The sequence below is a fragment of the Bradyrhizobium sp. USDA 327 genome, assembly GCF_041262065.1.
GTDB classification, from domain to species: domain Bacteria; phylum Pseudomonadota; class Alphaproteobacteria; order Rhizobiales; family Xanthobacteraceae; genus Bradyrhizobium; species Bradyrhizobium liaoningense.
This window is the reverse complement of record NZ_JBGCCW010000001.1, coordinates 7,177,243-7,191,667: the sequence shown is the minus strand read 5'-3', so window position 1 is coordinate 7,191,667 and position 14,425 is coordinate 7,177,243. Positions and strand designations below refer to the sequence as shown.

The following is a 14,425-nucleotide window of genomic DNA, read 5'->3' as shown; positions in this document are numbered from 1 at the left end:
GCGGGGCATCCAGTACGCCGCGGCCTCTCGGGTCAACCTCCATCGCCTCTGGAATACTGGATCATCCGCCTTCGCGGATGATGACACCTGTCCAGCCTGGCGAACAGCGGGGAAGACTCCGCACCAACGCATGACCATTTGAACCCGCCTCCCTATATTGCCCTGATTCTCGAATCAGGCGGCTCATGCGCGTTTTCAGCGTTCCCATCTCAGTTCCGTTTCTGCGCACGGTCGTCACGGCCCTGCTCGACGGCCGGCTCGTGGACGGCTTCGAAGCGCGCGAGGAACCGGCGCGGCTGGCCGACGCCACGCTGTATTTGCCGACAAGGCGCGCGATGCGCGTCGTGCGTGAGATCTTTCTCGATGAAATGAAAGCGGACGCGGTCGTGCTGCCGCGCATCGTCGCGCTCGGCGATATCGACGAGGACGAGCTCGCTTTCGCCGGCGAGAGCGAACAGTTTTCCGGTGCAGCGCTCCTCGACATTCCGCCGCGGCTGGGCGAGCTCGAACGGCGGCTGACACTGGCGCAGCTCGTCGCCGCCTGGGCCAAGGGCCCGGTGCTGTCGCCGCTGGTGGTCGGCGGGCCGGCCTCGACGCTGGCGCTTGCATCCGACCTCGCGCGCCTGATCGACGACATGGTCACGCGCGGCGTGGACTGGAGCGCGCTCGATGGACTGGTGCCGGACCAGCTCGACCGCTACTGGCAGCACTCGCTCGAATTCCTGCGCATCGCGCGCATCGCCTGGCCCAATCATCTCGCCGAGATCAACCGCATCGAGCCGGCCGCGCGGCGCGATCTCCTGATCGCGGCGGAAGCCAAACGGCTGACCGCGCATCCGAACGGGCCGGTGATCGCGGCGGGTTCGACCGGCTCGATGCCGGCCACCGCGAAGTTCTTGCACGCAGTCGCGTCGCTGCCGCATGGCGCGGTGGTGCTGCCGGGCCTCGACACCGATCTCGACGACGACGCCTGGCGCACCATCGGCGGCGTGCGCGATGCGCTCGGCAAGTTCGTGGAGCATCCGGCCTCGAACCATCCGCAATATGCCATGCACGCGCTGCTGCAGCGTTTCGGTATCAAGCGTGGCGATGTCGAATTGCTTCAGCCCCCGGCGGAAGACGGCCGCGATCTGCTCGCGTCCGAATCGATGCGGCCGTCCGCCAGGACGGAAGTCTGGCACGACCGCCTGAAGCAGCCTGACGTCGCCGCGAGGATCGCCGGCGGCATGAAGAACCTCGCTGTCGTCGAAGCCCCCAACCCCGAAATGGAAGCGCTCGCGATCGCCATTGCGATGCGCGAGGCGCGGCATCTCGACAAATCGGCGGCGCTGGTGACGCCCGACCGCGCGCTGGCGCGGCGGGTGATGGCGGCGCTGACCCGGTGGGACCTCGCCTTCGACGATTCCGGCGGCGATGTGCTGATGGAAACATCCGCCGGCACTTTCGCGCGTCTCGCAGCAGAGGCGGCGACCAAGGGGCTTGAGCCGGCAACATTGCTGGCGATGCTGAAGCATCCCTTATGCCGGCTCGGCCGCGCGCCCGGCACGTGGAAGATGGCAATCGAAGGCCTCGAGCTCGCAGTCCTGCGCGGCACGCGCCCGCCGGCGGCCACCGCAGGCCTCCTGCGCGAATTCAACCGTTTCCGCGAGGAACTCGCAAAGCTCTGGCGCCGCGAGGTCTCCGCGCTGCACCGCGCCGAGCCGCGGGCGCGTCTCAAGGCGGAGGATCTCGATCGCATCCAGGCGCTGATCGATGTCCTGCAAAAGGCATTGGCGCCAATCGAGAGCCTGCCGCCCGCGAGACCATATGACTTCGCCGAGCTCGCTCATCGGCACCGCGAGATCATGATCGAGCTGTCGCGTGACGAGCAGGGCATCCCGCTCGCCTTCGAGGATCGCGATGGTCTCGCGCTTGCCAGCGCCTTTGACGATCTCCTGCGCAGCGGCACGGCCAGCGGGCTGATGGTGCCGCTGCCCGACTATCCCGACGTCTTCCAGACGGCGTTCGGCGATCGCGCGGTGCGGCGGCGTGACAGACCCGGCGCCCGCTTGCATATCTACGGCCCGCTGGAATCGCGGCTGATGCAGGCCGACCGCATCATCGTGGGCGGCCTGATCGAAGGTGTCTGGCCGCCGGCGCCGCGCATCGATCCCTGGCTCAGCCGGCCGATGCGGCACGAGCTCGGGCTCGACCTGCCGGAGCGCCGCATCGGCCTCTCCGCCCATGACTTCGCGCAACTGCTCGGCGGCGACGAGGTGATCCTCACCCATTCCGCCAAGGCCGGCGGCGCACCGGCGGTCGCCTCGCGCTTCCTGCACCGTCTGGAGGCGGTCGCGGGCGATGCTCTCTGGAACGCGGCTGTCCGTGCCGGCGAGAAATATGTGCAGTTCGCCGCCGCACTGGACCAGCCCGACGAGGTCAGACCGATCAAGCAGCCGGAGCCGCGGCCGCCGCGCGCCATGCGACCGCTCAAGATGTCCGTCACCGAAATCGAAGACTGGCTGCGCGATCCCTATACGATCTACGCTAAACGCATCCTGCGGCTTGATGCGCTCGATCCCGTCGACATGCCGCTCTCGGCTGCCGACCGCGGTTCGGCGATTCACGATGCGCTCGGCGAGTTCACCGAGGCCTATGCCGCACATCTGCCCGACGATCCCGCGCGCGTGCTGCGTGTGATCGGCGAGAAACATTTTGCGCCGCTGATGGAGCGTCCCGAGGCGCGGGCGCTGTGGTGGCCCCGCTTCCAGCGTATCGCGCGCTGGTTCGGCGAATGGGAGACGGCGCGGCGCGACGCGATCGAGGCCATCACGGCCGAGACCCGGGGCGAGATCTCGATCCCGCTCGACAATGCGCGCACTTTCTATCTTTCCGCGCGCGCCGACCGCATCGAGCGCCGCCAGGGCGGCAGCTACGCCATTCTCGACTACAAGACCGGGCAGCCGCCGACCGGCAAGCAGGTCCGCATGGGCCTGTCACCGCAGCTCACGCTGGAAGCCGCGATTTTGCGCGAGGGCGGCTTCCCTGATATCGACGCCGGCTCCTCGGTGAGCCAGCTCGTCTATGTCCGCCTTAGCGGCAACAATCCGCCGGGCGAGGAGCGCATCCTGGAGCTCAAGTTCAAGCAAGGCGACGAGCCGCAGCCGCCCGACACCGCGGCAGCCGAAGCGCGAGCCAAGCTGGAAGCGCTGATCCGTGCCTTCGAGGACGAGAACCAAGCCTATACCTCGCTGAATCTGCCGATGTGGGCGAACCGCTACGGCACCTATGACGATCTCGCCCGGATCAAGGAATGGTCCGCCGCCGGCGGATTGGGGATCGAGGAATGGTGAAGGCGCCGCGGCCCATCCCTGACGAGGTGCGCGCGCGGCAGGCGCGTGCATCCGATCCGACTGCATCGGCCTTCGTCTCGGCGAATGCCGGCTCGGGCAAGACGCATGTGCTGGTGCAGCGCGTGATCCGCCTCTTGCTGTCGGGCGTGCCGCCGGAAAAGATCCTCTGCATCACCTTCACCAAGGCCGCCGCGGCCAACATGGCCGAGCGTGTGTTCACCACGCTCGGGCATTGGGTGACGCTGGATGATGCCGGGCTCGATGCCGCGATCCGCGCCGTCGGCATCCCGCATCCCAGCGCAAAGCTGCGGCGCGACGCGCGAAAACTGTTCGCCTGCGCACTGGAGACCCCGGGCGGGCTGAAGGTGCAGACCATCCACGCGCTGTGCACCCGCCTGCTCCAGCAGTTTCCGTTCGAGGCCAACGTGCCGGCGCGCTTTGCCGTGATCGACGAGCGCGACCACACCGACATGATGGAGCGCGCCAATCTGAAGGTGCTGCTGGAGGCAGCGCGCGCCCCCGAGAGCGTGACAGGACGCGCGCTCCTGACCGCGATGTCGAGTGCCGCCGATGTCACCTTCAAGGAAGTCGTGCGCGAGGCTTGTCTGAGCCGCGATCACTTTATGGCCTGGACCGACGAGGCCGGCAACGCGGAAGCCGCAGCGGCGCAGATGGCTGCGGTGCTCGGCGTTGACGTGAGTGACCGCATCGAGGACGTCGAAACGGAGATTCTGGATGGTCCGTTCCTGCCGCGATCGCGCTGGGAAGCAACTGCCCTCGCGCTAGAAGGGGGCACGAAGTCGGATCGAAAGCAGGCTGACCGCCTGCGTGGGGCCACCGTATTCAGCGGCGGGGCGCAGGTCGACGAATATCTTACCGTTTTTCTCACAGACAAACTTGAGCCACGCGACTCTCTCATAACCAAGCAATTTGAGAAACTAAATCCGTCTACTGCCCGATTAATCGAAAGCGAGGCGCAGCGACTCGAAGCGCTGATCGAGAAACGTCGAGCGTTGACCGTTCGTGACCGCACCGCCGCGCTGCTGCACATCGCGACCGCCGCTGCGGCGAATTACCGCCGCGAGAAGCAGGAGCGCGGGCTGCTCGACTATGACGACCTCATCGACAAGACGCTGGCGATGCTCGATCGCGTCTCCTCGGGCTGGGTGCATTACAAGCTCGACCGCGGCGTCGACCACGTCCTGATCGACGAGGCGCAGGACACGAGCCCCCGGCAGTGGGACATCGTCGCGCACATCATCTCCGAATTCACCGCCGGCGAAGGCGCGCGCGAGGGGCTGAACCGCACCATCTTCGCGGTCGGCGACGAGAAGCAATCGATCTTCTCATTCCAGGGCGCACAACCTCGAGAGTTCGATCGACGCCGTTATGATCTCAGAAGGAAGTTTGAGGCTGCCAAGCTGAAGTTCGATCCGGTTTCTTTCAATTACTCTTTCAGATCGGGCGCAGCGATCTTGCATGCGGTCGATCATGTCTTTCGCGAAGAGACTATCTATCGCAGCATCCATGCGGAGAAAGCCTATCCTGTACACAATGCGCTCGCCGATGCAGGCCCGAGCGTAATCGAGCTTTGGGACTTAGCAGTCGCGGACGACAAGCAGAACATCGAGGGCTGGCGTGCGCCATTCGACGGCGTCGCAGTCACCAGCCCTGAGGTCAAGCTCGCGCGACGCATCCAGGCCGAGATCAAGCGGCTGGTGGAGAGCGGCACGCTGACAGGGCACGAGGGCGAGCGTCGTCCTCTACGCTATGGCGACATGCTGATCCTGGTGCGCCGGCGCGGCAACGCATTCGATGCCGTGATCCAGGCGCTGAAGCACGCCAATATCCCGGTCGCCGGCGCCGACCGTCTCAAGCTCACCGAGCACATCGCCATCATCGATTTGATGAACCTCGCCGACGCGCTGCTGCTGCCGCAGGACGATCTCGCGCTCGCGGTGGCGCTGAAGAGCCCGCTGTTCGGGCTCGATGACGACGATTTGTTCACGCTGGCCTGGGACCGCAAGGGATCGCTGCGCCGCGCGCTCGGCGAGCACGCAGCTGGAAGCGAAAAGTTCGCCGCTGCGTTGCGGCGCCTGGAAGCCTGCGAGATGCTCGCCACCGAGGAGACGCCGTTCGCGTTCTATGCCTGGCTGCTCGGCGGCGACGGCGGCCGCGCGCGCATCCTGCGCCGGCTCGGCCATGAGGCCAACGACGCCCTCGATGAATTTCTTGAGCTCGCGCTGAACTACGAGCGTAAGGCACCGGCCTCGCTGCAGGGCTTCATGGCCTGGCTGCGCTCGGCCGATACCGAGGTGAAGCGCGACATGGAGATCTCGCGCGACGAGGTCCGGGTGATGACCGTGCACGGCGCCAAGGGCCTCGAGGCCTCCGTCGTGTTCATGGTCGACACCACCTCCTCGCCCGCGGACTCGCAGCGGCTTCAGCTGATCAACGTATCGCGCGACAATGGCGGCGAGGTGGTGGTCTGGGCCGGCCGCAAGGCCGACGATCCGAAGCCGGTCGCCGAGGCCCGCAATGCGATGATCGAGGAGACAGAAGACGAGTATCGCCGTTTGCTCTACGTCGCGATGACGCGCGCGGCGGACCGGCTGATCGTCGGCGGCTGCCTGCCGGGCAACAGGAAGGACGTCCGCAAGCTGAGCTGGTACGACCTCGTCGACACCGGTCTCGCCGGCGCGGGCCTGAACAAGCAGATCATCGAGACGCCGCTCGGCAAGGTCACCCGATTCGCCCGACCGGAAGATGTCGCGGCGCTGGGGGCGCCGGCGGCGCCCCTGGACCAATCGATCGTGCTGCCGGACTGGCTGCGGACGCCGGTGCCGAGCGAGCCCATCGACGACGATCCCGTGCGCCCCTCGGGCCAGTCTGCCGAGGAAGGCCGCAGCGTGCGGACCGGCGAGTCAATCCAGTCGCGCGCTCTGGCGCTGCAGCGCGGCACGCTGGTGCACCGTCTGCTGCAATCCCTGCCCGACATCGCTGTTGAGCGCCGGCGCGAGGCGGCGCTCGGCTTTATGGCACGCAATGCCTCGGACTGGCCGGAGGCCGACCGCATTGCGCTGGCCGATAAGGTGCTCGCCTTGATCGCCGAACCGCGTTTCGCCCCGGTCTTTGCCGTCGGAAGCCGCGCGGAGGTTGCCATCGCCGGCCGGCTGGAGCGGCCGGGCCGCGCCCCGGCGCTGGTGTCGGGGCAGATCGACCGGCTGGTGGTTCGCCCCGAGGAGGTCCTGATCGTCGATTTCAAGACCAACCAGGCAGCCCCCAGAACCGCCGCAGAGGCGCCGGCGGCTTATGTCCGACAGCTTGCGCTGTACCGGGCGGTGCTGTCGCGGCTCTATCCCCGAAAGCCCGTCAGGGCCGTCCTGCTCTGGACGGAGGCCCTTGAATATATGGAGATTTCGGCCCCCGCGCTGGACGCGGCGCTGGCATCCCTTCATCTCGGTGTGAGCGTCCTTGACCCGGCAAGGAGCCGTTCATAGGTTGACCACATGATCCCGGGCGCGATTCCAGGTCGCGCCGATTCTCTTTCAACCGAGTGAGGTACTCCCAATGGCCGTTAGCAAGGTTTCCGACGCCGATTTCGAAGCCGAAGTGCTCAAGGCGAACGGCCCCGTGGTCGTCGATTTCTGGGCCGAATGGTGCGGCCCCTGCCGCATGATCGCGCCTGCCCTCGACGAGATTGCCGGCGCGATGGGCGACAAGGTCAAGATCGTGAAGCTCAACGTCGACGAGAGCCCGAAGACCGCCTCCAAGTACGGCGTGATGTCGATCCCGACCCTGATGATCTTCAAGGGCGGCGAGATGGCCTCCCGCCAGGTCGGCGCGGCGCCCAAGGCGAAGCTGCAGCAGTGGATCACCTCCGCGGTCTGATCCGCCTCCAGGTTTATTTTCGGAAACGGCCGGCGAAAGCCGGCCGTTTTGCGTTGATGGGACGTGTTCAGCGTATGACGAGTCCCGCCCTTGCCAGCTCCTCCCGCGAAGCGCGCCCGAAGATCGAGCTCTCTCGTCGCGATGGAGGCGCGTTCGGTCGACGAGATCCCGCGCGGCAGGGAATGGCGATATGAACCCAAGTGGGACGGCTTCCGCTGCCTGCTGTCGCGCGAGGGCAGCAGCGTTGATCTGCGTTCGAAATCCGGCGAGGATCTGGCGCGCTATTTCCCCGAGATCGTCACCGCCGCGCTGAAGCTGAAGGCCGATCGCTTCACGCTCGACGGCGAGATCGTGGTGCCGCAAGGCAAGGGTTTTTCGTTCGACGCACTGCTGCAACGAATTCATCCTGCCGCAAGCCGGGTGAAGAAGCTCGCCCAGGAGACGCCCGCGCTCTACCTTGTTTTCGACCTGCTCGCGACGGCCAGGGAGAAGCAGCTTGCCAAGGCGCCGCTCAGCGAGCGACGGCCGGCACTGGAAGCTTTTACGAAGTCCTATCTGAAGGGCAGCATCTTCCGGCTTTCGCCTGCGACGGCGAGCTACGCCATGGCCAGGAAATGGCTCGCGCAATCCGGCGGCGGCTCGGATGGCGTCATCGCCAAGCGCGTCGACCTGGCCTACCAGGCGGGAAATCGCGACGGCATGCAGAAGATCAAGAAATTCCGCAGCGCCGATTGCGTGGTCGGCGGCTTCCGCTACGCCACCAACAAGATCGCCGGCCGCAACGTGGTCGGCTCGCTGCTGCTCGGACTCTACGACGATGACGGCCTGCTGCATCATGTCGGCTTCACCTCGGCCATCAAGGCACAGGAGAAGCCCGACCTGACCGACCGACTGGAGGCGCTGATCGGCGAGCCCGGCTTCACCGGCAACGCGCCGGGCGGGCCGAGCCGCTGGTCGACCGAACGCTCGGCGAAATGGTGTCCGCTGAAGCCGAAGCTCGTCATCGAGGTCTGCTACGACCATTTCAGCGGCGAGCGCTTCCGCCACGGCACCTCGATCCTGCGCTGGCGCCCCGACAAGGCGCCGCGGCAATGCCGCTTCGAGCAGTTGAAGCAGAAGTTGGCCGACCCGATGAAGCTGTTGAAGTGATGGCCGACGCGCGCGGCCCTACTTGATCCATCCCGTCGCGAGCGCGTTCGCCAGCTCCGGCTGATCGTTGCGGCGCGCCAGCGCGGCCATGGCCTCGTGATCATAGACCACGTTTCGAAACGTCACCTGCCAGGCACCATCGACGAGTTCGAGGATCGCATAGCGCGCGTGGGGGGTGCCGGCCTCGACGACATGCGGGAATGGGTGCTTGTCGCGATAACCAGGGCTGCCCACGCTGCCGGGATTGACGATCAGCCGGCCGTCGCGCAGGCGCACGGCACGGGCGAGATGGGTGTGGGCGCACAGGATCAGCGACTGCGTGATCCCAAGCGCAAACTGCTCGATGCGATCGTGCCGCGACAGCGCGACCGTACCGTCGGGATGCACGGTATCGAGCCAATAGACTTCATCGTTGCCGGGCGTCGCGTGGCAGAGAAACACCTGCTCACGGAACACACGCGTCATCGGCTGCGCACGCAGCCAGTCGAGCTGCGCGGCATCGAGCTGGGCGTGGGCGGGCCGGTCCCACGAGCCCATCTTCTCCGGCGGGCGGTCGAGCAGATAGCGGTCGTGATTGCCGAGCACATGCACGGCATCGAGCCGCATCAGGATCTCGACCGTGCGGCGCGCATCGAGCGGGCCACTCAGCATGTCGCCGAGATTGACAATGTCGGCGATGCCGTGCGCGCGGATGTCGGCGAGGACAGCTTCGAGCGCGAGGTAGTTTCCGTGGATATCGGCAATCGCGGCAAAGCGCATGGCATTTCTCTCTCGTTCCCCGGACGCAGCGCAGCGCCTCTTCAGCGGTGCGCTGCAGGGCCGGGGCCCATGTTGCGGCATTCTGGGTCCCGGCTCTGCGGCTCATCGCTTGCGCGATGCGCCGCGTCCGGGACACGAAAACTCATGCAGGAGGCGTGCCGTTGATTGCCAGCACGTGACCGGCCAGATACAGCGAGCCGGTGATCAGGATGCGCGGCGGCACCTCGTAGGCGAGCTTCGCCAAGGCGCGCAGCGCGGCTTCGACGCCGGAAACGGTCTCGACGCGCATGCCGAGGCTGCGCGCGGCATCCGCGAGGCGATCGACCGGCATTGCGTTCTCGGTGTCGGGAATCGGCACGGCGATGATATGACGGGTGAGGCCGGCGAAATTGGCGAGAAAACCCTGCGCGTCCTTGTTGGCCATCATGCCCGCGATCACCACCAGCGGCCGCGACACCCGTTCCTCGAGATCGCCGAGCGCCGCCGCTGCGACCCGCCCGCCCTCGGCATTGTGGCCGCCGTCGAGCCAGATCTCGGAGCCCTGCGGACCCCAGGACAGCAGTTCGCCCGAGGTGAGGCGCTGCATCCGCGCCGGCCATTCGGCACCGACGATGCCGGCTTCGAACGCGGCATGGTTGACCTTGATGGTTGGAAGCGCACGCAGCGTCGCGATCGCGAGGCCGGCATTGGCGAATTGGTGACGGCCGAACAGACGCGGCGCGGGGAGATCCATCAAGCCGCGATCGTCGGAATAGACCAGACGCCCGCGCTCGACATTGACGTGCCAGCTCTCGTTTGCGGCAAACAGCGGCGCACGCATGTGTTTCGCCTGCGCTTCGATGACGGCCATTGCCTCCGGCATTTGCTCGGCGCAAATCACGGGCACGTTGCGCTTGATGATCGCGGCCTTCTCGCCGGCAATCGACGTCAACGTACCGCCGAGGAAATCCATGTGATCCATGCTGACAGGCGTGATCACGCAGGCCGCCGGCGCATCGACCACGTTGGTCGAATCGAGCCGGCCGCCGAGGCCGACTTCGAGCAGCACCACATCGGCCGGGTTCTGCGCGAACAGGTGAAACGCGGCAGCCGTCTTCAACTCAAACACAGTCGCCGGCTCGCCGGCATTGACGCGCTCGACCTCTTCCAGTGCGGTGCGCAACTCGTCGTCACCGACGAGCACGCCGCCGCCCACGCGGCCGAGCCGGAAGCATTCGTTGATGCGGACGAGATAGGGCGAGGTATAGGCGTGGACGCTCAGACCTGAAGCTTCCAGCGTCGCGCGCAGATAAGCCAGCGTCGAACCCTTGCCGTTGGTGCCGGCGATATGGATCACCGGCGGCAGCTTGCGTTCGGGGTGACCGAGCCGTTCGAGCAGACGGTGCATCCGCTCGAGCCCGAGATCGATGCGCTTTTGATGCAGGGCCGACAACCGCCCGATCAATTCGCCGAGCGGTGTCTTTGCACTGTCAGAGGGGGCGTTCACGCGTGGGGCGCAGCCGGCGCCGTCTCGGCGGCCGATACGATCTGCGCCGGGCTCGCCACCGGCTGCACCGACTTCGATGCGCCTTCCAGCGCCGGCGCCTTGGTCAGCAGCCGGCAGAGCCGCGCCAGTGTCGGGCGCAACTCGTGACGGTGCACGACCATGTCGACCATACCGTGCTCCTTGAGGTACTCGGCGCGCTGAAACCCTTCAGGGAGCTTCTCGCGAATGGTCTGCTCGATCACGCGCGCACCGGCAAAGCCGATCAGCGCACCCGGTTCGGCGATCTGCACGTCGCCCAGCATCGCATAGGACGCGGTGACGCCACCGGTGGTCGGATTGGTAAGCACGACGATGTAGGGCAGTTTTGCCTCGCGCAGCATCTGCACCGCAACCGTGGTGCGCGGCATCTGCATCAGCGACAGGATGCCCTCCTGCATGCGCGCGCCGCCCGAGGCGGCGAACACGATGAACGGCGACTTCTTCTCGACCGCGAGCTCCATCCCGCGCACGATGGCCTCGCCTGCGGCCATGCCGAGCGAGCCGCCCATGAAGTCGAAATCCTGCACGGCGACGACGACGGCGGAGCCTTCAAGCTTGCCATAGCCGACCTTGATCGCGTCGTTCAGATTGGTCCGCGCCCGCGCATCCTTGATGCGGTCGACATATTTCTTCTCGTCGCGGAACTTGAGCGGGTCGGGCGTGACATCGGGCAACGCGACGTCGAACCAGGTCTCGTTGTCGAAGATCGACTTCAGACGCGCCACCGCGCCCATGCGCATATGGTAATTCGAGCCGGGAATGACGAACTGGTTGGCCTCGACGTCCTTGTAGAACACGAGCTGCCCGGAATCCGGACATTTGATCCACAGATTCTCCGGCGTCTCCCGCCGCAGCATGTTGCGGATCTTCGGCCGGACCACATTGGTAAGCCAGTTCATGGTTTGCTCCGATGTGCGAACCCGCCTCGCGGATCGCCTGAAGGGATATATGGCGGCCCGCCCTCTGCCCGGCAAGTCGCCGTGTCGCTCGCCTCAAAAGCGGAATTATGGCCTATTCCGCCGCCTGAGACGCGCCCTTGACGCCCTGGGCCAGGGCCGCCGTCAGCTCGGCCACGGCGTTGACGGTTTTGCCGGTCGCCCGCCCCTCCGCATCGAGGCTGTTCTTGAGCGCATCGACCAGTGCCGTGCCAACGACCGCGCCATTGGCATGCGAGGCAATGGCGCGCGCCGTCTCCGGCGTCCGGATGCCAAAGCCGACGCAGACCGGCAGTTTCGTATGCCGCTTGATGCGGGCGACCGCCTCGCTCACCGCCACGGAGTCCGCGGCCGCCGCACCGGTGATGCCGGTGATGGAGACGTAGTAGACGAAGCCCGAAGTGTTGGCGAGCACCGCCGGCAGGCGCTTGTCGTCGGTCGTCGGCGTCGCCAGACGGATGAAATTGAGGCCGGCCTTCATCGCGGGCAGGCAGAGCTCGTCGTCTTCCTCCGGCGGCAGGTCGACGATGATGAGACCATCGACGCCCGCGCTCTTCGCATCGACCAGGAACTTGTCGACGCCGTAGATGTAGATCGGATTGTAGTAACCCATCAGCACAATCGGCGTCGCGTTGTCGTCCTTGCGGAAGCCGCGCACCAGCTCGAGCGTCTTCTTCAGCGTCATGCCGGCCTTGAGCGCGCGCAGGCCCGCAGCCTGGATCGACGGGCCGTCGGCCATCGGATCGGTGAACGGCATGCCGATCTCGATCACGTCGGCGCCGGATTTCGGCAGCGCCTTGATGATCTCGAGCGAGGTCGCGGGATCAGGATCGCCGGCCATCAGGAAGGTCACGAAGGCCGAGCGGCCCTGCTTCGCAAGCTCGGCAAAACGGGTGTCGATACGCGTGGTCACTTGCCCTTGCCCCTCAGGATGTCGCCGACCTGCGGGACGTCCTTGTCGCCGCGGCCGGAGAGATTGACGACCATCAGGTGATCTCTTGCGCGCTTCGGCGCGAGCTCCATCACCTTGGCGATGGCGTGCGCGGGTTCGAGCGCGGGGATGATGCCTTCGAGCTTCGACAGTAGCTGGAACGCGGCGAGCGCCTCGTCGTCCGTCGCGGAGAGATAGTTCACGCGGCCGACCTCATGCAGCCAGGAATGCTCGGGGCCGATGCCGGGATAGTCGAGGCCGGCCGAGATCGAATGCGCGTCCTGGATCTGGCCGTCCGCATCCATCAAGAGGTAGGTGCGGTTGCCGTGCAGCACGCCGGGACGGCCGCCCGCGATCGAGGCCGCATGCAGTTGCGTGAGCCCATGGCCTGCGGCTTCGACTCCGAAGATCTCGACCGTGGGATCATCGAGGAAGGGATGGAACAGGCCCATCGCGTTCGAGCCGCCGCCGATGCAGGCGACCAGCGAGTCCGGCAGGCGTCCTTCGACCTCCTGCAACTGCGCCTTGGTCTCGTTGCCGATGATCGACTGGAAGTCGCGCACCAGCGTCGGATAGGGATGCGGACCTGCGACCGTGCCGATGCAATAGAAGGTGTTGTGCACGTTGGTGACCCAGTCGCGCAGCGCCTCGTTCATGGCGTCCTTGAGCGTGCGCGTGCCCGACTGCACCGGCATCACCTTCGCGCCCAGCATTTCCATGCGGATGACGTTGGGCTGCTGCCGCTCGACGTCGACCGCGCCCATATAGACCACGCATTCCAGGCCAAAGCGCGCGCACAGCGTCGCAGTGGCGACGCCGTGCTGGCCGGCGCCGGTCTCGGCAATGATGCGCTTCTTGCCCATGCGCCGCGCCAGCATGATCTGGCCGAGCACGTTGTTCACCTTGTGCGAACCGGTGTGGTTGAGCTCTTCGCGCTTGAGGTAGATCTTGGCGCCGCCGAGATGCTCGGTCAGGCGTTCGGCGAAATAGAGCGGCGAAGGCCGGCCAACATAGTTCTTGAGGTAGCCGTTCATCTCGGCCTGGAAGGCCGGATCGGCCTTGGCGGCGGTGTAGGCCTTTTCCAGGTCGAGGATCAGCGGCATCAGGGTTTCGGCGACGAAGCGGCCGCCGAAGATGCCGAAATGGCCGCGCTCGTCGGGGCCGCTGCGGTAGGAATTGGGTTTGGCGACGGTCATCGAACACTCAACTCTTGGCTTGTATCTTGGCTGGCGCGCGCGGCGCGAATGAAGGCCTTGATCATCTCGGGATCCTTGACGCCGGGGGCGCTCTCGACACCGGAGGACACGTCGACGCCGCCGGCGCGGGTGACGCGGAGGGCTTCGGTGACGTTGTCGGCGTGAAGCCCGCCCGAGACCATGTAGGGCAGCTTCAGATCGAGATTTTCCAGCAGGTGCCAGTCGAAGGGCTCCCCCAGGCCGCCGGGCCGCGTCGCATCCTTCGGCGCGCGCGCGTCGAACAAAATGCTGTCGGCGACCGCGGCGTAGCCCGGCAGCGCGGCGAGATCGGCCGATGTTGCGACCGGAACCGCCTTCATCACCGGACGGCCGAACCGCTGCTTGATGTCGCGCAGCCGCGCCACGCTCTCCTTGCCATGGAGCTGGAAGATGTCCGGCGACAGCGCATCCATGATGTTGTCGAGCGTGGCGTCGTCGGCATCGACGGTGAGCGCGACCTTGAGCGCGCGCTGCTTCACCTGCCGGCCGAGCTCGCGCCCGGCCTCCAGAGAGAGATGCCGCGGCGACGGCGGAAAGAACACGAACCCCACCATGTCGGCGCCGGCGTCGAGCGCCGTTTGAAGCGTCTCGCGCGTGGACAGGCCGCAGATTTTGACGAGCAGGGACATGGTCTCAAAGCAGATGGAGGCCGCGGGTCCGCGGCCGGA

At 66.3% G+C, this 14,425-nt stretch carries 10 protein-coding genes; 4 read left to right on the top strand and 6 right to left on the bottom strand.

Translation table 11 applies throughout. From position 1 onward, the window contains the following. The first annotated feature begins 185 nt into the window (after positions 1-185). The 4 genes from addB to ABIA42_RS33975 all read left to right on the top strand — a co-directional run bounded on the left by addB (position 186) and on the right by ABIA42_RS33975 (position 8,372). On the top strand, positions 186-3,332 hold the full coding sequence (addB, locus tag ABIA42_RS33990) for a double-strand break repair protein AddB (protein ID WP_370116961.1): 3,147 nt from the start codon (positions 186-188) through the stop codon (positions 3,330-3,332). Continuing rightward, entirely contained in the window at positions 3,326-6,832 is a 3,507-nt protein-coding gene (gene addA / locus ABIA42_RS33985) for a double-strand break repair helicase AddA (RefSeq protein ID WP_370116964.1), read from the top strand. Before addB ends, addA begins: the two co-directional genes overlap by 7 nt. 70 nt (positions 6,833-6,902) lie before the next feature. Next, the gene (trxA, locus tag ABIA42_RS33980) at positions 6,903-7,223 is read left to right on the top strand and encodes a thioredoxin (RefSeq protein ID WP_008540017.1); all 321 of its coding nucleotides are present in this window, start codon (positions 6,903-6,905) and stop codon (positions 7,221-7,223) included. A gap of 141 nt (positions 7,224-7,364) precedes the next feature. Further along, positions 7,365-8,372, top strand: coding sequence for an ATP-dependent DNA ligase (locus ABIA42_RS33975; protein WP_370123778.1), 1,008 nt, complete (start codon positions 7,365-7,367; stop codon positions 8,370-8,372). Between the two features lie 18 nt (positions 8,373-8,390). On the opposite strand, the gene ABIA42_RS33970 is transcribed toward ABIA42_RS33975, so the two are convergent. The 6 genes from ABIA42_RS33970 to ABIA42_RS33945 form a co-directional block, all read right to left on the bottom strand. Beyond that, positions 8,391-9,131 (bottom strand): metallophosphoesterase, encoded by a 741-nt coding sequence (locus ABIA42_RS33970; protein WP_370116967.1) that lies wholly within the window; start codon positions 9,129-9,131, stop codon positions 8,391-8,393. A gap of 142 nt (positions 9,132-9,273) precedes the next feature. Continuing rightward, on the bottom strand, positions 9,274-10,617 hold the full coding sequence (locus ABIA42_RS33965; protein ID WP_370116970.1) for a folylpolyglutamate synthase/dihydrofolate synthase family protein: 1,344 nt from the start codon (positions 10,615-10,617) through the stop codon (positions 9,274-9,276). Next, entirely contained in the window at positions 10,614-11,555 is a 942-nt protein-coding gene (gene accD / locus ABIA42_RS33960; RefSeq protein WP_370116972.1) for an acetyl-CoA carboxylase, carboxyltransferase subunit beta, read from the bottom strand. Before accD ends, ABIA42_RS33965 begins: the two co-directional genes overlap by 4 nt. Positions 11,556-11,667: 112 nt before the next feature. Next, positions 11,668-12,504, bottom strand: a complete 837-nt coding sequence (gene trpA, locus ABIA42_RS33955; protein ID WP_370116974.1) for a tryptophan synthase subunit alpha — start codon at positions 12,502-12,504, stop codon at positions 11,668-11,670. Next, positions 12,501-13,718, bottom strand: coding sequence for a tryptophan synthase subunit beta (gene trpB / locus ABIA42_RS33950; RefSeq protein WP_370116977.1), 1,218 nt, complete (start codon positions 13,716-13,718; stop codon positions 12,501-12,503). Before trpB ends, trpA begins: the two co-directional genes overlap by 4 nt. Continuing rightward, on the bottom strand, positions 13,715-14,386 hold the full coding sequence (locus tag ABIA42_RS33945; protein ID WP_271528727.1) for a phosphoribosylanthranilate isomerase: 672 nt from the start codon (positions 14,384-14,386) through the stop codon (positions 13,715-13,717). Before ABIA42_RS33945 ends, trpB begins: the two co-directional genes overlap by 4 nt. Positions 14,387-14,425 lie beyond the last annotated feature (39 nt).

Excerpts from the sequence above, each read along its gene's own strand:
- addB (WP_370116961.1), top strand. The coding sequence starts at position 186 with ATGCGCGTTTTCAGCGTTCCCATCTCAGTTCCGTTTCTGCGCACGGTC.
- addA (WP_370116964.1), top strand. The coding sequence starts at position 3,326 with ATGGTGAAGGCGCCGCGGCCCATCCCTGACGAGGTGCGCGCGCGGCAG.
- trxA (WP_008540017.1), top strand. The coding sequence starts at position 6,903 with ATGGCCGTTAGCAAGGTTTCCGACGCCGATTTCGAAGCCGAAGTGCTC.
- ABIA42_RS33975 (WP_370123778.1), top strand. The coding sequence starts at position 7,365 with ATGGAGGCGCGTTCGGTCGACGAGATCCCGCGCGGCAGGGAATGGCGA.
- ABIA42_RS33970 (WP_370116967.1), bottom strand. The coding sequence starts at position 9,131 with ATGCGCTTTGCCGCGATTGCCGATATCCACGGAAACTACCTCGCGCTC.
- accD (WP_370116972.1), bottom strand. The coding sequence starts at position 11,555 with ATGAACTGGCTTACCAATGTGGTCCGGCCGAAGATCCGCAACATGCTG.
- trpB (WP_370116977.1), bottom strand. The coding sequence starts at position 13,718 with ATGACCGTCGCCAAACCCAATTCCTACCGCAGCGGCCCCGACGAGCGC.
- ABIA42_RS33945 (WP_271528727.1), bottom strand. The coding sequence starts at position 14,386 with ATGTCCCTGCTCGTCAAAATCTGCGGCCTGTCCACGCGCGAGACGCTT.